The organism is Streptococcus sp. NLN64 (genome assembly GCF_015831295.1).
Lineage (GTDB): Bacteria > Bacillota > Bacilli > Lactobacillales > Streptococcaceae > Streptococcus.
In genome coordinates this window covers 14,233-35,120 of sequence record NZ_JADXDQ010000017.1, presented here as the reverse complement: position 1 = coordinate 35,120, position 20,888 = coordinate 14,233, and the positions used below count along the sequence as shown (strand labels likewise).

Below are 20,888 nucleotides of genomic sequence, written 5' to 3'. Positions count from 1 at the left end.
ACGTTCTAAGTGACCGAGTTCTCGCTCTTGCTTTTCCCAACTGTATAAAGTGTTGGTGCTAATATTAAATAAAGCTGCTGTTTCTTTACGTGTATGTCCCTCTTTAACATATTCAAGGACACGTTTTTTAAAATCAATTCCGTATGCCATAGGAATAGTATACCACATACAGTTTATAATCTAAAAGACTATACAAAAGAAATCTCTAGCCTTATGACTAGAGATTTCTTTTTGGTATTTGGGACTGAAAAGTCCCTGCTGGATCAATCAACAGAGAACTTTTCAGTCCCAGAAGGTTCATAGGAACTTCATGACTAAAAATTTATTTTTGTGTTCCTTCAAAACCTTCAGCTACTGCTTCTGGGAAGTTTGCTTCAAGGATGGAAGCACAGTGGTCACAGACCATAGCAAGATTTGGATTGCGATTAGTTCCAACACTTGGATCAACACGACGGCAGCGTTGACAAACTTGCCCTTCTGCCGCTTTCACAACAAAGGCTACATTTTCAAAGCTGAGGGCATTTTCAGGTGCTGGCTCAGAGGCTAGGGTCAATTGAGAAACAATGAGCAACTGAGCTAGGTCAGTGTTCAAGGTTTCCAATGCAGCTGCAAGTTCTGTGCTTGGGTAAACAACCAACTCCGCTTCCAGTGATTTACCAATCACTTTTGCAGCCCGTGCTTCTTCCAAGGCTTTTTGAGCTTGGGAGCGGAAGGTGAAGAAAATCTCCCACTCTTCTAGCATTTGCTCAGCCTTGTCAAAGCTTTCAACTTCTGGGAAGTTCGTCAATTGTACAAAGTCAGCTTCTTCAAACTCAAGGTAGGACCAGATTTCTTCTGCGGTGTGTGGAAGAATTGGCGTCAAAAGTTTGGTTAATTTGACAAGAATATCATAGAATACCGTTTGCATCTGGCGACGCTCTAGAGATTTTGCTCCTTCGATATACACAACGTCTTTGGCAAAATCAAGATAGAAAGCAGATAGATCAACTGTGACAAAGTTAACAACTGCCTTATAAACATTCAGGAAGTTGAAATCATCGTAAGCTTGACGGATAGCTGCTACAACTTGGTTGAAGCGGACAGCCATATATTGGTCAACCGTACGAAGATCTTCAAAAGCAACTTGATCTTGAGTCGGATTGAAGTCAGATGTGTTGGCAATCAAGAAACGAAGGGTATTCCGAATCTTCCGGTAGGTCTCAGATACCTGGCTCAAGATATCCATGGAAATACGGACATCATTACTTGTATCCACACTACTTACCCAAAGACGAAGGATTTCAGCACCAAACTGTTTCTCCACATCACTAGGCAAAATTGTATTTCCTAGCGACTTAGACATTTTTTCACCCTTACCATCCAAAACAAAACCTTGAGATAGGAGCTGTTTGTAAGGGGCTACTCCATTGTTGGCAACTGAGGTAATCAAGGATGAGTTAAACCAACCACGGTATTGGTCAGAGCCTTCTAAGTAAAGATCAGCTGGGTATTGCAGATCCTCACGGTTGTTTAAGACCCCATTCCAGGAACTTCCAGAATCGAACCATACGTCCATGATGTCGGTTTCCTTGGTGAAGACACCATTTGGTGAACCTGGATGGCTATACCCTTCTGGCAAGAGATCTTTGGCTTCACGAGCCCACCAGACTGAAGCACCATGCTCTTCAAATAATTGTGCAACATGTTCAATGGTTTCAGCCTCCATGATGGCAGTTCCGTCTTCTGCATAGAAAATTGGAAGAGGGACACCCCAGGCACGTTGACGTGAGATAACCCAATCGCCTCGATCACGAATCATGTTATAGAGACGTGTGCGGCCCCACTCCATGTGGAATTTCACTTGATCAATTTGATCTAAGATTTCTTGACGGAAATCAGATACAGAAGCAAACCACTGAGGAACAGCACGCCAAATAATTGGCTTCTTAGTTCGCCAGTCAAATGGGTAGGAGTGAGTGATTTCTTCTTGCGCCATCAGCAAATCACCCAATTTTTCAAGGACTGTTGGAAGGACCTTGCCATAGAATTGACCCGCAAATTCAGGACCAGCATTGTCCATCATTATTCCACGCTCGTCAACCGTCACGAAAACTTCAAGACCATTGGCAACTCCAACATGGTAATCGTCCTCACCAAATCCAGGAGCCGTATGGACAATACCAGTACCAGAGTCCGTTGTAACGTGATCCCCCAAGATGACCAACTCATCCACTTCTGTATCCCATGGATGTTCGGTAACAATCTGATCAAGGTCTTTACCAGTATAACGAGCAAGTACTTCTACTGCTGACCAGCCAAATTTTTCTGCAAGACGATCCAACAAATCTTCAGCCAGGACAAACTGACGCTCGTCTCCCTCCACAGAAACTTTTACATAAGAAATATCTGCACCAACCGTCAAACCACGTGAAGCTGTAATGGTAAATGGTGTGGTTGTCCAAACAACAATGTAAGTATTGGTATCCAAAACTCCTTTACCATCTTTGACCTTATTGGCATAGTAAAGAGAGTTAGACGTGACATCATGATACTCGATTTCAGCTTCTGCAAGAGCAGATTCAGAGGACCATGACCAGTAAACAGGTTTAGCCCCTCGGTAAATATAGCCTTTTTCAGCCATTTTTCCAAAGACACGGATTTGAGCAGCTTCATAGTCTGGTGTTAAGGTGATATAAGGATGGTCCCAATCACCAGCAACACCGAGGCGTTTAAAATCAGCTTTTTGTTTTTCAACTTGTTCCAAAGCATACTCACGACATAGATTTAGGTAGTCCACCAAATCCATTTCTTTGCGCTTTACACCTTGTTTAGCCAACACTTGTTCAATTGGTAGTCCATGGGTATCCCAACCAGGTACATAAGGTGCATAGAAGCCAGACATGGATTTAGAGCGAACGATAATGTCCTTGGAGATCTTGTTAAGGGCATGACCTACATGGATATTTCCATTGGCATAAGGAGGTCCATCGTGAAGAACAAAGGACGGTTTCCCTTCGTTTAATTCTAGGCGCTTGTTATACAAGTCAGCCTTATCCCACTCTTCTTGCCAGACTGGCTCCTTGGTTGGCAGACCAGCACGCATTGGGAAGCCTGTTTTTCCTAAATTCAAGGTTTCTTTTAATTTCATACAAATCCCTTTCTACAAAAAAACACACCTTGTCATTCCCTAAGGACGACAAAGCGTGGTACCACCTTACTTCAGTAAATTGGCTCACAGTTTCCAATTTACCCTCTTGGTTGATAACGGAACAACCCGTCCTCTCTTACTGCGTTATACAACGGTTGGGAGAGGAGAACATGAAAGGATAATTCAGAGGACAGGGAGTGTAGGACTCACACCAACTCCTACTCGCTTGGACTATACCCTCAAAATCGTGTTTTCATTTCGTTTTGTCACTCCCGGCAAAAATCTGCTCAGGAGTCAATTCATCCATAGATGGTTTCCAAACAAAAAGATAGGAAACCGAATCATGAGCCTATCTAGATGAAAACCATTCATCATTATAAAAGATCAACAGATTCACGTTCGGCTCGCTCAACCGCATCCAGTGCCGCATTCACATCTGCTGCTAAACCTTGATAAGACTGTGTCTCAGCCATTTGATTAGCGGAAGCAATCCGGTTTTGCAATTCTGCGACTTCTACTGGAGAGAACTGACGAGTCATGTCAATAGTCTCCTCTGGAGTGTTCGCTTGATCTTCTCCCAAGGCCGAAACAACAACCTCACGGAAGGCTTCATCACTCGTTTGTACATAGGAAGCAGTTGGTTGCAGAATGTTTTCCCATTCTGGAGAAGTAATTACACTCAATTGACTTTCCACAGCTGAACGGATTTGTTGATGGAAAATACGTGTTTTATTTTTCAATTCTTCAGTCTCAACTGCAACCTTTTTAGCATTGTCTGTAGCTTGACGCAAAATTTCATTGGCTTTAAATTTGGCATCATCTAAAAGACGTTGAGAATCTTGTTCTGCTTGACGAATTATATTGTTAGATTCATCAGAAGCCGTTTGCTTCACTTTCTCAGCCGCATCTTGAGCGATTAAAACAGACTGACTGAGTGAATCTTTCATTTCATCGAAGTAAAGCAGACGCTCTTCCAAATTGCGAACCTGCTCATCTTTAGCCACCAATTGTCGAGTCAATTCTTCAAATTCACGCATTAAAATCTCTAGGAAGTCATCCACTTCCTCGACATCATAGCCACGAAACTTCGTTGCAAATGTTTTATTACGGATATCTTGTGCTGTCACTGCCATATTTTCTCCTTAATTACGTGCAAGTATCTTTAATTCTACCTTTATTCTACCAGATTTCGACAAACCTGTATGGTCTCCAATATAAAACCGACCCTTTCCTCGAACACTGACCACATCTCCCGCTTGAAGCGACCAGCTCACATCTGTCCTCTCCTGATAATTAACCTTTACCCGATTAGCCTTAACCAATTGGGCCGCCTTACCACGGCCCAATTGAAAAGCAGAGGCAATCAGACGATCCAGGCGTAGACTGTCCACAAAAATGGTTTTAATCTGCATATCCTCGTCCACCTGGAGCATGTCCTCTTTAGGAACAGCCTGCAGACGAACCCCCATACGACCAATCTTCTTGACTTCCTGAATCAGAAGTGGAGCTAGTGGGGCTTGAACGAAAACCTGGACTTGGTCTTGTCCAATCAAGATATCACCGAAAACACGTCTATCCAACCCCGTCTGGTGAATCAAGGACCCCAAAACCTGGGGATGAGTCAACTTTCCAAATTGAGCTTGAAAATAAATGGCCAAGAGAACCATTTCAAAATCCTCTGATTCCAGTTGATAATAATCAGGTGCTATGAGCAGACGAGACTGTTCTGTTAGCCACAGGTCGGCAGAATTGTAAATGGTGACCTCTGTTTGCCTGGCCAGATTTTGAACCAAGGTTACTTGGTGCGGATTGAGGAAGTCAGTCAAGACTGGAATATAGTGTTGCTCCACCCGTTGAAGCCATTCCCAAGCCTTTTCTAGAAAAAGCTGATCCTCAGATGTCACATGTTGGGCCAAGGCCCCTATTCCTTTTACCATGAGAAAAATAGAACTGGAAGATAGCGATGCAGAATATCTAGGAGGATGATTACAACAAAGACAGTCCAATCCAAGCCTAGAAATTGCAAACGTAGATTACGGAAGGGTCTTAGAACGGGACTGACAATTCGAATGACCCAATAACCTAAGGGGGTCCTCATGGCTCCCGGGAACCAGGAAAGGATAACATAGGCTATCAAGGCTAGGTTTAATACAGAGAGAAAAAGATCTACAGTTCGATAGAGGTATACGAGAATGTCCATTAGCGTCTCTTCATATCGAAATCAAATTCGATGTTTTGATTATTGGTTCCTTCTGCCACTTGTAAGTCTTCTACATTAATAATAACGTTGGCAGGGGTCAAAAGGTAAATTCCATTGGCCACTTTTTTCAAATCACCAGAAAGAACATAACGGGCACCGTCAAGGTAATCCAAACAACGACGTGCTTGTACCTCTGTCATATATTGGAAGTCAATCAAGACACTTTCATTGCGGATGAGAAGATCCAAATATTTCGGAGTCTCTTCATAGCGACGTGGATAGCGGACATAAATGACGTGCTTATCTTCTGGTGAAGGTTGACCGTTTTGGCGAGCCAATTCCTCTTGTTTTGCATGTAAATCTGTGATGTTTTGTGGTCTACTTGTATTCATAATTTGTGTTTCTCTTTCATCTAAGCTTTGGTGGACAGGTGACTTCTGAGGAAGAGAAAGAGTACCGTCAGAAGCTTTGTTTTGGAGTAGGCTAGTCACCTTGGTGCTAGGCCTACTATTTTCCTGTTCCTCCATACGTGGGTGACTAGTCGTGACTATTTGCTCAGCTTCTTCCGGCACTTCCTCCGGAGCAAAGACTTTCTCTTGGAAGCCATCGCCATCCTCGACAAACAGTCCTCTCAAAAAGTCACCAATATTTTGAAAAAAATGAATGATTCTATCCATGATTGTTTCCTTTTCCGGACTCTTCAAATAGAAGACTGCCGATACGAACGAAGGTGGCTCCATGTTCAACAGCCACTTGGTAATCTGAGGACATTCCCATGCTCAATTCTGTAAAAGGCATCGTGGGATAATTCCGCTGGGATAAGTTTTGTTGGAGCGAATAGGTTGCTTCAAACAAAGCCGCAAGATCATCTGGATTGGCATCTGCTGGTGCCATGGTCATCAGACCTATAATCCTTACCTTATCCAAATTTTCCAGCTCCTTCAATGCCTCTTCCAATTCCTCCAGATAAAAACCATGTTTACTTTCTTCACGAGAAAGGTTGACCTGTAAAAAACAGGTGATCATTTTTTTAGCTCGTTTTTGAATTTCTCTTGCTAGAGAGAGGGAGTCTAAGGCGTGAAAATAGTCTAGTTCATTAATAACGTCCTTAACTTTCCTCCTCTGAAGATTACCGATAAAATGCCAGGTAATCGGCAAATCCGCCAACTCCTCCTTTTTAGCAAGAAATTGAGGCACTCGGTTTTCACCTAGATGGTAAAAACCTGTTTCCTCAACCAGCTTTCTCGTTACCACAGCATCCACATACTTGGTTACTGCGATAATCTGACTTCCTCTTTCTCGCTTGTGACCCCGTGCTTCTGCCAGGCCAACTTGACTACGAACCAACCGAGCCTGTTGTTGAAAGCTCATATTAGCGGTTGCGGAAGAATGGTGGGGTTTCTAGCTCATCATCATCTGAACCGGATTGGTCTTGATAACGCTCTACGCTAGAACCTGATGGGGTTTCTGTTTGACGGGTAATTTGGTCCCGACGTAAATCCCAATTACCAAATGGTGAAATAGCTTGTGATTCATTTTGACGAGGACGACTGGATGCCGGCATATCCACTGGCACATTCATATCATAGGTCCGATCAAATTGACCCGGAACAGCTTGACGAGCAGGTGCTTCTTGTCTTGGGGTGGTATTTTCTGACATACCAGAAACTTTTTCAACCCGATCTTGACGAACACCAGTAGCCACAACGGTCACACGGATTTCACCCTGCATCGTTTCATCGATGGATGTTCCCAACCAAATATTGACTCCATGTCCTGCTGCTTGGTTGACAATTTCTGATGCTTCTTCTGCTTCGGTAAGGGCCATGTCCATTCCACCAGTCACGTTAACAATGACGTCCTCTGCACCGTCAATGGTGGTTTCCAAAAGTGGCGAATAAATCGCTTTACGAGCAGCTTCCATCACACGCTCTTCGCCAGAACCAATCCCGATTCCCATCAGAGCATTTCCTTTATTGGCCATCACCGTCTTCACATCAGCAAAGTCCAAGTTAATCAATCCAGGATGAGTGATTAAATCAGTAATTCCTTGTACACCCTGACGAAGTACATTATCTGCCTCACTAAGAGCTTCCATCAACGGGGTCTTTTTATCTACAATTTCAAGCAGATTGTTGTTGGAAATAATCAACAAAGTATCCACATGTTCCCGAAGTTGATTGATTCCTTCCACAGCAAAATTACCACGCTTGCTTCCTTCAAATCCGAATGGACGGGTAACAACACCGACAGTCAAGGCCCCCAACGATTTTGAGATACGAGCAATTTCAGGTGCTGCGCCAGTACCTGAACCTCCACCCATGCCTGCGGTAATGAAGACCATATCAGCACCCGTGAGGGCTTCAGTAATCGCTTCTTCACTTTCTTCTGCTGCTTGACGACCAACTTCTGGCTGTCCTCCAGCACCTAATCCACGCGTCAACTTTGGACCAAGCTGGATAACTGTTTCTGCCTTTGAACTACTGAGTGCTTGCACGTCGGTATTAGCTGCGATGAACTCAACTCCTGCAACCCCTTCGTCAATCATGCGGTTGATGGCATTTCCACCGCCACCTCCGACACCAATAACTTTAATCACTGCCCCTTGGGCAGCTGCTGCGTCAAATGAAAATGACATCTTCTTTCTCCTTAATCAAACATTGAATTTAATAGGCCACGAACGCGTTTTCCAAAGCCACGAGATTCTTGTACTTCCTCAGTAGCCACTTCCTGATCGACATCTGGTAGAGCTTTACTCGCTTCTGTCTGAGCTTGAGAGACTACTGGCGTTGGATTTGTCTGAAGCGGTTGCTGAACCGGTTGACTCTGTGTTGTCGGCTGCGATCTAAAAGATACAGTAGCTGCTTGCTGTTCTTGAGGAATCTCTCCACGGACTGCACCTTGTGCTAATTGATCTACTTCGGTCATATTTCCAGCATACTCAGCTAAGGAAATGACGTGAGCGAAAGCTGGATTCCGAATTCCAATCTGATTTGGTACGTACAATTTGACTGGAACCTCGAAAATTTCTTGAGCCAACTCAACGATTCCTGGTAGAATGGCTCCACCTCCAACAATCACGATTCCTCCAGGAAGGTCAAGAAGGTGACGTCTTTCGAGGTTTTGTTTAATTTGATCGAAGATATGGCGGACACGAGCTGAAATAATTTCAGACAAGTACCGTTCAGTAACTTCAACCGGTTCAACTTCCCCGATCACATCTACTTGAAAACTTTCTTGAGAACTTGCCAATTCTGGATAAGCTTCACCGTAGTTGACTTTCAGTCCTTCAGCAGTTGCCTGAGAAGTTCGTAGCACTTTGGAGATATCTTTAGTGACATATTCGCCACCTTCTTGATAGATATGAGTAAACTGCAGTTCTTGATTTTTCACAGAGGCTACAGTGGTTTGTCCCCCACCCATATCAATTACGGTTGCACCAAACTCACGTTCTCCTTCATTAAGAACAGATTTAGTCATAGCCAAAGGTGAAATAACAATGTTATCCAACTTCAAACCTGCCCGTTCTACAGTTTTACGAAGGTTGTGTAAGATGGTCCGAGGACCTGTATAGAGAAGGCCACGCATCTCCAGGCGTGTCCCCATCATACCACGTGGGTCCCGAATACCTTGAAATCCATCAACAATGAATTCTTCAGGTACAAAGGTAATCACTTCCCGATCCGGGTTCATACTTTTGGTTACAGCTGATTCCACTACATTGACAACGTCAGTGCTCGTAATTTCTTTGGTCTCATTGGTAACGGGAATCATACCTTGGGTTGGCTCAATTTGCAAGAGACTTGCTGGAAGACCAACGTTTACCTGTCCAATCGAAATGCCCGCCTTTTCCTCAGCCTGGTCAATGGCTTTCTTGATGGCAGTGGCAGCAGCTTCGATGTCGACAATTATTCCATCTTTGACACCAGCACTTTTGGCATTGCTGACACCAATGACATTCATTTCTTCATTGATATATTCGGCTACCAGTATCTTGATGGAACTGGTTCCGATATCTAATCCTGTAAAGAAGCCATCTCTAGCCATTACATACTTCCTCTCTTCTCATACAATCTTCAATCAACTTGAACACTCTAAGGCGTGCTAATCACCGTACATTATAACACAATTCTCCAAAAATAAAAGATTTTTTCTATTAATTTTGGGTTACAGATGACTGCGTTTGGCCTTGTGTTGGCGCGTCTTCACCACTCGATTCCTGGCTAGCTTCTTCCTCACTTGCAGTAGGAAAACCATAGGCACCCGCTTCCATGTCAATGGTTGTTGGCTCTTTCACATCTTTTACGATAGAAGGATAATAGATTAATTTGCGACTAAATTCCGATAACGGAACCAAGACCTGATTCCCATCTTGCATCTCAACTTTCACCAGATCCTCTGAAGCCTTACTTGGAGTCGAACGAATGCTGATAATACCTGAGCGAATTTCTTGATCCAATTGCAAGAGTTGTTCACTCAATTGTTTGTACAAGTTGTCCCCCTGCAACTGCGTGCGGATGGAATCCCTCGGAATCGCACTCTCTTCAATAGATTCTGTAATTTTTTCTCCATTGGCCAAAATTGGAAAAGCTTTTCCCTTCTCAATCTGATAAGCCATAATGGCATACTCTTCAACCTGAATAGGAAAAGTCGTGGGAAATTGATAACCAACTGATACCTGACGAACCCATGGACTTGCTTTTTTAATCCGTCGCTCATATGTATTCCGGTTTTGTAAAACCGTTAACGTATAGTCTCTTGGGTCAACTTGTGTCGCAGCTACAAGAACCCTCTGATCTTGGTGATCATTTCCCGTCACTCGAAATTCTTTCAATTTAGAATAGGGACTAATGAAATAAGCTGACACAATCGTTACGAAGGTAAACAAGAGAAAGACTGGTACCAGACGAATGACATGGCGGCGTGCTTTTTTTGTTCGCTCGCGGCGCGCTAGCTTTTGAACTCGACGAAATTGCCGCTGTTCTTGCTTTACTTTTCGTTGGGCAGCTCGTTCTTGTTGTCTTTCCAGTCGAGCTGCCTTTTGACTCTCACGATTGATGTTAGGGTTCTTATCGCTTTCACTCTGCTGACGAGCAATGGATTGAACCTTTTGCTCTTCTTCAAGAATTTCTTTAGCCGTCGGATCAACGATGCGACCCAGGCGCTGGGCGATATTTCGCTGCCGCTCATGCTCAGCCCGAATACGTGCCGCATCCTTTTGGGCTTGGTATTCACGACTTCGACGTTTCCATTCCTCGCGGTGGCTATTCCCTTTTTTATCCTCGTCAGACATTAGCGGCCTCCTTCGTCTATTTCATTCATCAAAACCTGATAGAAGGCATCCAAGCTGATCAAATCCACGCTATTACTCATGGCATCACGATAACTATCTGCCCTAGTGAGGACTCGATCAATACCATTTTCCAATTTTTCCAGGTTGAGGTCTGGCTCTTGGATAGTGATGCTGTAGCCCTTTTTCTCAAAATAGGCAGCATTTTCCAATTGGTCTCCACGACTTGCTTCTTTCCCTAAAGGAACAATGATGTGTAACTTCTCTAGGGCTACTAACTCAAACAAGGTATTAGAACCACCTCGTGTCACTACCAGATCCGCCAGTTCCATCAAATCACGATAGGTTTCACGCGCAAAGGCCAGGCGATAGAGACCTGGAGAGGATTCTTCCAAATCCTTGTTTCCTGTTAGATTGATAATGTTATAGCACTCCAATAATGACTCACGATGTTGATCGATAAAATCGTTGAAGACCTTGGCACCACCAGATCCACCTATGAAGAGAAGGGTTCTTTTGTCAGGGTCAAACAGTTCAGACGCCATTTCCTTAATGTCATTTGACAAGTCGTGAAATCCTTTTTCAACTTTGGAAATAGCTCCGACATGCTCTACGCGCGTGTAGTCCCCTTCTAATTGGAAGGTAGAAAAGAGACGTTTCGAGAATTTATAGGCAATTTTATTGGCCAAGCCCATACTTAAATCTGACTCATGGATGTAGGCTGGAATCCCCAACAATTTGGCCGCAACAACTGGTGGAACTGAGACAAATCCACCCTTGGAAAAAAGGGCCTGAGGTCGAATCTTTAAGAGATAAGAGAAGGATTGGACAGTCCCCCAAGCCACCTTAAATACATCCCAAAGGTTTTGCCAGGAAAAGTAGCGCCGCAATTTCCCTGTTGCGATGGAATGGAACTGGACATCATATCCACTTTTTTCTAATTGTTCAAATTCAATACCTTTACGGTCACCAATGTAGTGAACTTCCCAGTCATTGGCGATAAATTTTGGAATCAAGAGCAGGTTCAAGGTTACGTGCCCGACCGTTCCTCCACCTGTAAACACAATTTTTTTCATTTTTCTGCTAACTCCTTGACCGCAGCGAGGAAGACTTCCCCTCGTTCTTCAAAATTTTTATACATGTCCCAGCTAGCATTGGCAGGGCTAAAAAGCACTACATCGCCTTTTTCTGCCAATTCAAAAGCTAATTTAGTTGCCGCAACCACTTCTTGAGCAGGGTGGCTGGCCACCCCTGCTTCTTGTGCCAAAAGCTCCAACCGCGGACCAACTTGACCCAAGGTTACTAAGGCCTTAAGGCCTTGGATGTCAGGGAGTAGGTCGCTCAAATCGTTCCCCCGATCAAGACCACCCGCAATCAAGATGACACGTGCATTGTCAAAGCCAGACAAGGCTTTCTGGGTCGCCAGAATATTGGTAGACTTGCTATCATTGTAGAACTGAACCCCATCAACTGTCCCCACCTCTTGAAGGCGATGCCGGACGCCAGAGAAACGACTCAAAGCACTCTCGATAACCTGATTGTCTATCCCTAAAAGTTTGGTCACCAAAATCGCTGCAAGGGCATTTTGAATATTGTGCTCACCTGGAACCCCCAAATCAGCTGCTGCCATTATACGCTCCCCTTGATAAACCAAGTCACCCTGTTCCAGGTAAGCCCCATTCACTTTCTCTTTTGTTGAAAAAATAAGGACCTGTGCCTTGCTACCTGGGGCTAGCTCCTGGCTAAGAGCTTGGTCACCGTTGAGGATCAGGAAATCATCCTGGGTCATCTGGGCTTGGATGGCCCACTTGGCTTGAATATACTCCTCGAAAGACTCATGATAGTCCAAATGGCTCGGTAAAATATTGGTGATTACTCCAATATGTGGATGGAATTCCTCCACACCCATTAATTGAAAACTGGACAACTCCATGACTACCTGTTGATCAGCTCCAACCTCTGGTAAAACCTCGGATGCTGGGAATCCAATATTTCCAGCCAAAACTGGTTGACTTCCCGCTTCCTCTAGAATGGCTGCCACCATCATAGTGGTCGTTGTTTTCCCGTTGGAACCGGTGATTCCGATCAATGAGTGTGGGTAAACCCGGTTGGCAACTTCGACCTCTGTCCAGATAGGCAATCCCTTAGCCTTAGCCGCAGCAACCATTGGATGACTATAGGGAATACCAGGATTTTTAATCATCAACTCAAATCCTTCTTCCAAAAGTTCTAGTGGGTGTCCGCCAGCTACCACTCGGATCCCTTTTTCAACTAATTCACGAGCCTGTGGACTCTCCTCCAGCGCTTGACCTTCATTCACAGTGACCTCCGCTCCCAGTTTGTCTAAAAGCAGGGCAACCGCTCTCCCTGAGCGGGCTAATCCTAATACGATAATCTTCTTTCCCTTAAATTCATTCACATTCTTCATATACTCGCTCCTTCACACTGTCTATTTTACCATTTTTCAGTCAAAAAATTCCCCAAGCTGAATGCACAACTTGGGGAATTCATCATTTACTGCTTCTTGGAAAGACCTTATCCCAATTAATTTTGGGAATGGGAATAAGAGGCTCTCCTCCACCCTTTACGGACAAGCGTCGCAAATCTTTCAAACTAAAATAAGCCAGGGCCAACATGGCAGCCCATATAAAGATTTCCGCAGGAATTCGGAAAAATTGTACCACACCAACTGCTAGAAGGATCATAAAGAGGACTCCTAACAGCACAAGACTAACAATATTAAAAGTACCTTTAATATTGGAGGGAGCTGCAAAGATATAGAACAAAAGTATCAGGATAATGATAATGATGTAAAACATACTTCCCTCCTATGCTTCGTCTTATTCAGCCGCTGCTAGCTTCTTTTTCTTGTTGGCTTTTTCCCGCTCAGCTTTATTCAAAATTTGTTTGCGGAGGCGGATAGATTCTGGGGTTACTTCCATGTACTCATCGTCATTGAGGAACTCCAAAGATTCTTCCAAAGTAAGGATCCGAGGTGTTTTGATGACAGAGGTTTGGTCCTTAGTAGCCGAACGGACGTTGGTCATCTGTTTAGCCTTGGTGATGTTCACAGTCAAGTCATTCTCACGTGAATTTTCCCCAATAATCATACCTTCATAAACTTCTGTACCAGGATTTACAAAGATGGTTCCACGTTCTTCAATGGACATGATAGAGTAGGTTGTTGCTTTCCCTGCATCGATGGAAACTAGGGCACCACGGTGACGGCCGCCAATTTCACCAGCAATGGCAGGAAGGTATTGATCGAAGGTATGGTTCATGATTCCGTAACCACGAGTCATAGAAAGGAATTCTGTTGAATAACCAATCAATCCACGGGCTGGTACCAAGAAGACCAAACGCGTTTGACCGTTACCAGTCGCAATCATATCCAACATCTCACCTTTGCGCTCGGATAGGCTTTGGATAACAGAACCTTGGTATTCTTCCGGAGTATCAATTTGCACACGCTCGAATGGCTCCATTTTGACACCATCAATTTCCTTGATGATAACCTCTGGGCGGGATACTTGCAATTCGTAACCTTCGCGGCGCATGGTTTCAATCAAGATAGACAAGTGCAATTCTCCACGACCTGACACAATCCATTTATCAGGTGAATCTGTTGGATCAACACGAAGTGATACGTCTGTCTGCAATTCAGCCAAAAGGCGCTCTTCCACTTTACGTGAGGTAACCCATTTTCCTTCACGACCAGCAAATGGTGAATTGTTGACCAGGAAGGTCATTTGAAGAGTTGGCTCATCGATACGGAGGACTGGAAGAGGCTCAACTGCATCCACAGGTGTGATCGTCTCTCCAACGAAGATATCTTCCATACCAGATACAGCAATCAAATCACCAGCTTTGGCTTCCGTAATCTCACGACGTTCGAGTCCAAAGAAACCAAAGAGCTTAGTTACACGGAAGTTTTTAGTGGTTCCGTCCAATTTGGAAAGAGTAACCTGATCCCCGACCTTAATTTGGCCACGGAAAACACGACCAATTCCGATACGACCCACAAAATCGTTGTAGTCTAACAAGGAAACTTGGAATTGAAGGGGCTCTTCTGAATTATCAACCGGTGCCGGAATGTGGTCGATAATGGTATCAAAGATTGGAGCCATGGTTTTTTCTTGATCGGCTGGATCATCTGACAAGGAAGATGTTCCATTGATGGCAGAAGCATAAACCACTGGAAATTCCAATTGATCATCATCCGCACCTAGCTCGATAAAGAGTTCCAATACTTCATCCACAACCTCAGCTGGACGAGCTGAAGGTTTATCGATTTTGTTCACCACCACAATTGGTGTTAAATTTTGCTCAAGAGCTTTTTTCAAAACGAAACGGGTTTGCGGCATGGTTCCTTCATAGGCATCCACAACCAAAACAACACCGTCGACCATTTTCATGATCCGCTCAACTTCCCCACCAAAGTCCGCGTGACCTGGGGTATCCATGATGTTGATACGCACACCATCATAAGCAACGGCGGTATTTTTAGCCAAGATAGTGATTCCACGCTCTTTTTCAAGATCGTTCGAATCCATCGCACGCTCAGACAATTCAGTCCGTGCATCCAAAGTTTCTGATTGTTTTAATAACTCATCCACCAGGGTTGTTTTCCCGTGGTCAACGTGGGCAATGATTGCGACGTTACGGATATCTTCTCTTAATGTTGACATGATTTCCTCAAATCTTTATAGTTTATACTCTTCAAAAATCTCTTTTAACCGTTGTCAGGTCAGACAGTCTGGCAGACCAACTTAGTTTCTAGTTGAAAAACGAAGTTTTTGTCAACTTTGCCCTACCCTATTTGAAACTTTCTTTGAAGTTTCATCAGCAAGCTCAGAAACTCCTCCAGAGATTTCGACCTGTTCGCGGCTCACATCCTAGCTTAGACATTGATTTTTATTGAGTATTATCCAACACATTATACATGAAATAAAAATCAGTGACAAGCTATGCCAACCAAGAAAGGGTTTTCCTGGCTAATCCGCATTCAATCGAGAATTCATACTCATTACATTTCAAAATCTGAATGTGTTAATCCTTCTCGCCGAACCCTCAGTTCTGTCTTCATCGGATTGCCTTTTCAGATTTCGAACTGTTTCGAGTATCAATAACGGATGTAGTTCAATATGCTCCTAAAAAAGAGTGTGAGACAGAACGATTTTTACAAAATTGTTCGTTACAAGTCTTTGTTTCAAGTTGTAAGCTGAAACGGTTTCTCCCCAAACCGACCTCGCTCTGTTATTGTTAGGCTCGGGTTCAAACAGTCTCTTCCCAGACTGTTTGAATCCCACCTCCGGTCTAAAGGCATGTTGAATGCCTCTAGAGTTTCTAAATGAAATGAACGAAGTTCATGTCAATGTTGATTCGGTTACTTTCGGAGGTCAAAGAGTCAGGAATTGACTCTTTGAGTATCTGGATAAGAGAACGTGAAATGTTCTCTCAATAAAAGCGAACGAAAGTGCCAATCAACCACTGCGTCAAAGTGAATTCACTAACTAAAATAGGATGGTTGAGACTTTTGTCCCAACCTCCCAATTATGAATTCGAATTTTCCTTTACTTTTCCATTCCAAGAATCAAGGCCTCCGGCCAATAAGTAGAGGTTGCGGTAACCCTGCTTGCGAAGATAAAAAATGGTATTGGTCACTGAAGGACCGCGGTTATTGTCATAAAGCAATATAGGCTTATTTTTAGACAAGGCTGCCAAGCTATCCTTGATCTGATTAGCAGGAATATTGCGTGCTCCAAGAATATGTTTTTCCCGAAAAGCAGCAGGCTCCCGCACATCAATCACCTGTCCACCTCGGATCATAGAAGCAAACTCAGCATTTTCCACCAAAGTTGCTGCACGACGTAAGCGCCAATAGTTAAAGCCCATCCAACCTAAAAATCCAAGCAACACGATTAAAAAACCAATCATTTTTCCTTCTTCTCCTTTTGTTCTAGATAAGCCAATTCTTCCTGATGTTCTTTTTTCAAAACCAACTGGGCTTGGATATAATCCAAACGGTCCATAATCCCAGCATCATAAAGGCGTTCCAACTCTATCTGTGCCAATTCAATATCATAGAGTCGCTTTCCCATATAAATCACGAGCCCATAGCCCTTTAAAAATTGCTGAACATCATAAAAATTTTTCATAGGCTTAGTCTACTACAATTTAATCCCCCTCGCAAGATTTGCGGATACTTTTCGAATATAGAGATATGACAGACCTACTCATCTTCTTTCTGGGAGCAAGCCTGGCTTCATTTTTGACAGCTTGGGCTGATCGCTACCCCCAATCAATCCTCTATCCGCCTAGCCATTGCATGACTTGCCGAATACCCTTGAAGTGGTGGGAGCTAATCCCCATCCTTTCTTTTGTATGTCTTTTCGGGAAGTGTCGCTACTGCCTCGCCTCCATTCCCCTAGCCAGTCTAGCCAATGAGATTCAGGGAGGATTGATCGCCTATGCTTACAACCAAGGCTGGCTGACCCCTTCCTGGACACTCTTTCTCTTTATGAGCCTCATGCTCAGCCACTTCGATCGCAAATCCACGTCCTTCCCTCTCTGCTTCTGGCTGATTCCCCATTGTATATTAACCCTCCTGCAAGGCCTCCATATTTCCCCCTATTTTCTCGTCATCATGCTGGTATTTGCCTTTTTCCCATTGGGAATGGGGGCTGGCGATTGGGCCTACCTCGCAAGTCTGAGTCTGCTCCTGCCCCTTACGGACTTGCTGCTTATTCTCCAACTTGCCACTTGCCTCGCTGTAATCGATTTTTTAGGTAAAAAAAGAAAGGGAGCTTTGCCCTTTCTTCCCTTTTTGCATACAGCTTTATTACTTGGTTGGGGTTGGCAACACTTGCCTTTTTTCTAACCAGAGATAGGTTCGGTAGGCTAGATAGGCTCCTAAAGTATTTGTCCACAAATCATCTATTTCAAAAACGCGGTTGAAATCCCACAGATAGTCCAGCAGCAATTGGCCAAGCTCTATCGATAAGGACAGGTAAAATCCTAACCATACAATCTTGTGCAGAGTGCGAAAGTTTGGTTGGAGTACTAAGATTCCTAAAAGTAAGGGATAGAGCAGAAAAATATTTAGGGCATTTTGCAAGAGTATTGTCAGTAAATGCATGAAGCTGGTGGCTTGATTTAGATTCCAGAGGCTGTTTAGGGGAGTCAACAAGAAAGCCAGTCGTCCCCGATAGAAAACACCAGGAGTTGGCAGGTCTGGATTCGGGATCTGCGGCCTGAAACAAAAAAAGAGAATCAAAAAGGTGTAACCTACTGTCAGACCTATCCAAAATGGAGGTGACTGCAACCAATAATAGACTCGCCTCATCCCCGCTCCTGTTTCTTGCGAATGGAGAAATTCCGGCTGACCGACGGTTTATAGGCAACTGTTGCTTTACGCCAGCTAACCCGTTTCTGCTTGCGACCTTCTTTGTGCCTAGAATCTCGCTTACGTTTTTGATTTTTATTAGGATAGATTGGATGGGCATTTTCGAGTACAAAGTAGGCTGCCCCGAAACTACAGTACTCAAGAAGATACTCATCTAAGCGCGAAATCTTAGACCAGGTATGCTCTGCTCGCTTATCCCGATAAAATCCTTTAAGGCGCAATTGCTCGTTGCTCCAATCACCCACGATATAGTCAAATTTTAAGAGCAGATTGGAAAATCGTTGACTAAAACTCACTGGATCAAAAGCTTCGCCATAATCTGTTAAAAGAGTAAAAATGACTTCCTCAGCCTCAATCCGATCCCCTTGCCGAGTAAATTGGGGACCAGGAAAGCGATTGTAATTATAGAGTTCTGGATCAATAACCTTACGCATAAGCTTCTCCTTTAGTCTTTCCTTTTGGTATCTTCTAAGTATTTAATGGCATCGTCCAAGGTTTTAACCGGTACAATCTTCATAGAAGTCCCCAATTCTTTAGCTGTTTCCTTGGCCTCCTCCGCATTGGATTTCGCCTTTGGATTCGCTTTTTTCTCTTCATCTGTTAAAGGATTATCTGGGACAAAGAAAATTTCTGCGCCTGCCTCATGGGCTGCAACCACTTTTTTATCTGCTCCGCCAATTTCGCCGACTTTACCATCTTCGCTAATGGTACCTGTCCCAGCAATAATCCGTCCATCACGTAAGTCTGGATCCGCGAGTTGAGTATAAATGGCCAAAGAGAACATGAGACCTGCACTAGGACCTCCAATCCCTTCAGTTGAAAATTCAATCGGGGTGTCACTTTGAACCTCAGTTCGGTCAATCAATCCAATCCCGATTCCATTTTTCCCATTTTCCAGTTTGATTATTTTCCCCTTTTCAGACCGATTTTCTCCCTGGTCTTCAAATTCTACGCTGATTTCATCACCAATTTTTAATTTGCCCACATAATCCATCAATTCTTGGGAACTTTTGAAAGTCTTACTATTAACACCGGTTACTGTATCACCAAGATGCAGTATATTTTTAAAAGTAGAATCCTCAGCTAAGCTCAAAACATAAACCCCTAAAAATTTCATCTCAATTTCTTTTTTAGCCTTGGTTAACCCCTGGTATTTGGCGAAATTTTGAGACGTTTGCATGTAAAATTGATTAATCCGCTGATACTCCTCATCACTAGCACCACCGGTCAAATCCGCTGCTGGAATAATATCTGTATGAGGCGTTAAACCGGCATACAGCATGAGGGGTAAGTTTGCTCGAATAACCCCTATTGTCACAAACTGGTACTCGCCATCTGCCTGATCCTCTTCCTTATTAACCCGTAGAACAGAGCTAACAGCATCTGACCCACCTGGAACCTCGATATAGTAAGGCAGCGGAATCCAGAAGGAAATAATCAATAATCCTAAAAGCACTACTGGCAGCAGCCAAAGTTTCCTACGTTTATTTTTCGTTTTCATATTTTTTCAACACCATTCCAAGCACCGGAGTCGGTACATATTCTGAAATATCTCGTCTAAAATGAATCAATTCCCGCATACGGCTGGAACTAATGGGAGCTAAATCTGGCTGGGCTATCAAATAAAGAGTCTCCAGCCCCTCTGTCAAACGACGATTGAAATAATCCATATTGGCTTCATAAGCAAAATCCTCCGAGTTTCGCAAACCTCGGAAGAGAACATCGATGTATAACTCCCGCGCAACATCCGCCAACAGCCGATCTTCAACAAGAATAATTTTTACATTGGGGACATTCACCAGAGACTCTTGAAGAATTTGAAACCTCTCTTCCATCGTAAAGAATCCTGACTTATTCGGGTTTGCAAAAATTCCCACATATAGGATATCTACCAATACAGAAGCTCGTTCAATGATATTTACATGCCCATTTGTCAGGGGATCGAAAGAACCTGCATATAAGCCCTTATTGACTTTCATAAATGGTCACCTTTGAAATTCCGTAGACTTTCTCTTTCCACTTGTAATTCGTTCCTATGGAATCGGGTAAATCAACTCCCTTATCGGTTTCACAAACAATCAAGGCACCTGAAGCTAAAAGCTGCTTCTGCTCTAACTCTAAGACTGTCTGCACAATGGTTTCCTTGGCGTAGGGAGGGTCCAATAAGACTAAATCAAAGGGCTGATTCAACTGGGTCAAGGCACGCTTAGCCTCCATTCTCATCAACTGAAAACAAGAAGTCTCCTTGGTCATCTCAATATTGGCCGCTACTACAGCCTGAGCACGACGATCTTTTTCAACAAGCACCGCCTGGTCCATCCCCCGTGAAATCGCCTCAATACCCAAAGAGCCTGAACCAGCATACAAATCCAATACATGCCCCCCATCAAAATAGGGACCGATCATACTGAAAATGGCCCCTTTTACCTTATCTGTTGTCGGCCGAGTTGTCTGCCCAGCCAGGGTCTTAAGTGGTCGCCCACCATACTTTCCTGCTACTACTCTCATACCTGTTATTATACTCCATTTTATCTGTTTTTTACAAGATTCCACATAACATAGACCATAAAATCACAAAAGGTCCTGTTCGACTGGTGCTTGAACAGGACCCTTGAATGAAGGTTTGGAGATTTTTCCAATTTCAAATGGAAGCTTTAATAAATTTTTCGTCTGCTATTTATTTCAATTTTTTAATACCCAAGCGCCGACAAATCCAACGACAACTCCGGTTGTAAATGCGACCATACACGTATCTCCTCGTAATATAAGTTTAGAGGGTTATTAAAACCCAGTTTGAACAATAATTGTATAAATACTTGACTATTGCAATGTTTCCCAGAACAATAGAGTTATGGAAAGGACTCAT

Annotated in this window: 19 protein-coding genes and 2 pseudogenes; 1 reads left to right on the top strand and 20 read right to left on the bottom strand. The window is 43.6% G+C overall.

All coding sequences use genetic code 11. From position 1 onward, the window contains the following. Positions 1 to 322: 322 nt before the first annotated feature. The 15 genes and pseudogenes from ileS to I2503_RS04025 all read right to left on the bottom strand — a co-directional run bounded on the left by ileS (position 323) and on the right by I2503_RS04025 (position 16,775). Positions 323 to 3,127, bottom strand: a complete 2,805-nt coding sequence (gene ileS, locus I2503_RS04095) for an isoleucine--tRNA ligase (protein WP_196967120.1) — start codon at positions 3,125 to 3,127, stop codon at positions 323 to 325. Positions 3,128 to 3,501: 374 nt separating this feature from the next. After that, positions 3,502 to 4,260 carry a DivIVA domain-containing protein gene (locus I2503_RS04090; RefSeq protein ID WP_196967119.1) on the bottom strand — a complete coding sequence of 253 codons (759 nt, stop codon included), beginning with the start codon at positions 4,258 to 4,260 and terminating at the stop codon, positions 3,502 to 3,504. 9 nt (positions 4,261 to 4,269) lie between these two features. Further along, a complete protein-coding gene (locus tag I2503_RS04085; protein ID WP_196967118.1) occupies positions 4,270 to 5,043 on the bottom strand; it encodes a YlmH/Sll1252 family protein in 774 nt (257 codons plus the stop codon). A gap of 14 nt (positions 5,044 to 5,057) precedes the next feature. Further along, a complete protein-coding gene (locus I2503_RS04080) occupies positions 5,058 to 5,327 on the bottom strand; it encodes a YggT family protein (protein ID WP_196967117.1) in 270 nt (89 codons plus the stop codon). Then, a pseudogene (gene sepF, locus I2503_RS04075) lies at positions 5,327 to 5,701 on the bottom strand (cell division protein SepF); the annotation flags it as partial. The pseudogene sepF and the gene I2503_RS04080, both read right to left, overlap by 1 nt. A 295-nt stretch (positions 5,702 to 5,996) precedes the next feature. Then, a complete protein-coding gene (locus tag I2503_RS04070) occupies positions 5,997 to 6,698 on the bottom strand; it encodes a YggS family pyridoxal phosphate-dependent enzyme (RefSeq protein WP_196967116.1) in 702 nt (233 codons plus the stop codon). A 1-nt stretch (position 6,699) separates the two neighbouring features. After that, complete coding sequence (gene ftsZ / locus I2503_RS04065) at positions 6,700 to 7,965, bottom strand: cell division protein FtsZ (protein WP_196967115.1); 1,266 nt, start codon at positions 7,963 to 7,965, stop codon at positions 6,700 to 6,702. 245 nt (positions 7,966 to 8,210) lie between these two features. Continuing rightward, positions 8,211 to 9,374 (bottom strand): annotated as a pseudogene (ftsA, locus tag I2503_RS04060) (cell division protein FtsA); the annotation flags it as partial. A 109-nt stretch (positions 9,375 to 9,483) separates the two neighbouring features. Then, complete coding sequence (locus tag I2503_RS04055) at positions 9,484 to 10,620, bottom strand: FtsQ-type POTRA domain-containing protein (protein ID WP_196967113.1); 1,137 nt, start codon at positions 10,618 to 10,620, stop codon at positions 9,484 to 9,486. Next, positions 10,620 to 11,693, bottom strand: a complete 1,074-nt coding sequence (locus I2503_RS04050) for a UDP-N-acetylglucosamine--N-acetylmuramyl-(pentapeptide) pyrophosphoryl-undecaprenol N-acetylglucosamine transferase (protein WP_196967112.1) — start codon at positions 11,691 to 11,693, stop codon at positions 10,620 to 10,622. The genes I2503_RS04055 and I2503_RS04050 overlap by 1 nt, the downstream gene beginning before the upstream one ends. Continuing rightward, positions 11,690 to 13,045, bottom strand: coding sequence for a UDP-N-acetylmuramoyl-L-alanine--D-glutamate ligase (murD, locus tag I2503_RS04045; RefSeq protein WP_196967111.1), 1,356 nt, complete (start codon positions 13,043 to 13,045; stop codon positions 11,690 to 11,692). Before murD ends, I2503_RS04050 begins: the two co-directional genes overlap by 4 nt. An 82-nt stretch (positions 13,046 to 13,127) precedes the next feature. Further along, entirely contained in the window at positions 13,128 to 13,436 is a 309-nt protein-coding gene (locus I2503_RS04040) for a DUF3165 family protein (RefSeq protein ID WP_196967110.1), read from the bottom strand. A 21-nt stretch (positions 13,437 to 13,457) separates the two neighbouring features. Then, the gene (gene typA / locus I2503_RS04035) at positions 13,458 to 15,305 is read right to left on the bottom strand and encodes a translational GTPase TypA (protein ID WP_196091773.1); all 1,848 of its coding nucleotides are present in this window, start codon (positions 15,303 to 15,305) and stop codon (positions 13,458 to 13,460) included. A gap of 865 nt (positions 15,306 to 16,170) precedes the next feature. After that, positions 16,171 to 16,554, bottom strand: a complete 384-nt coding sequence (locus tag I2503_RS04030) for a rhodanese-like domain-containing protein (protein WP_196967109.1) — start codon at positions 16,552 to 16,554, stop codon at positions 16,171 to 16,173. Then, complete coding sequence (locus I2503_RS04025; protein WP_196091775.1) at positions 16,551 to 16,775, bottom strand: YqgQ family protein; 225 nt, start codon at positions 16,773 to 16,775, stop codon at positions 16,551 to 16,553. The genes I2503_RS04030 and I2503_RS04025 overlap by 4 nt, the downstream gene beginning before the upstream one ends. Before the next feature lie 65 nt (positions 16,776 to 16,840). On the opposite strand from I2503_RS04025, the gene I2503_RS04020 reads away from it, so the two are divergent. Further along, positions 16,841 to 17,497, top strand: a complete 657-nt coding sequence (locus I2503_RS04020) for an A24 family peptidase (RefSeq protein WP_196967108.1) — start codon at positions 16,841 to 16,843, stop codon at positions 17,495 to 17,497. Here I2503_RS04020 and I2503_RS04015 read toward each other — a convergent pair. The 5 genes from I2503_RS04015 to rsmD are packed head-to-tail and all read right to left on the bottom strand — an operon-like array spanning position 17,459 to position 20,539. Further along, positions 17,459 to 17,962: a VanZ family protein gene (locus tag I2503_RS04015; RefSeq protein WP_196967107.1), complete on the bottom strand. Its 504-nt coding sequence runs from the start codon at positions 17,960 to 17,962 to the stop codon at positions 17,459 to 17,461. The two genes, I2503_RS04020 and I2503_RS04015, sit on opposite strands and share 39 nt — an antisense overlap. Further along, positions 17,959 to 18,456: a YutD-like domain-containing protein gene (locus I2503_RS04010; protein ID WP_196967106.1), complete on the bottom strand. Its 498-nt coding sequence runs from the start codon at positions 18,454 to 18,456 to the stop codon at positions 17,959 to 17,961. Before I2503_RS04010 ends, I2503_RS04015 begins: the two co-directional genes overlap by 4 nt. Positions 18,457 to 18,467: 11 nt before the next feature. Further along, positions 18,468 to 19,523, bottom strand: coding sequence for a SepM family pheromone-processing serine protease (locus I2503_RS04005; protein WP_196967105.1), 1,056 nt, complete (start codon positions 19,521 to 19,523; stop codon positions 18,468 to 18,470). Continuing rightward, complete coding sequence (gene coaD, locus I2503_RS04000) at positions 19,507 to 20,001, bottom strand: pantetheine-phosphate adenylyltransferase (RefSeq protein ID WP_196967104.1); 495 nt, start codon at positions 19,999 to 20,001, stop codon at positions 19,507 to 19,509. The genes I2503_RS04005 and coaD overlap by 17 nt, the downstream gene beginning before the upstream one ends. Next, on the bottom strand, positions 19,988 to 20,539 hold the full coding sequence (gene rsmD, locus I2503_RS03995; RefSeq protein WP_196967122.1) for a 16S rRNA (guanine(966)-N(2))-methyltransferase RsmD: 552 nt from the start codon (positions 20,537 to 20,539) through the stop codon (positions 19,988 to 19,990). The genes coaD and rsmD overlap by 14 nt, the downstream gene beginning before the upstream one ends. Positions 20,540 to 20,888: the final 349 nt, after the last annotated feature.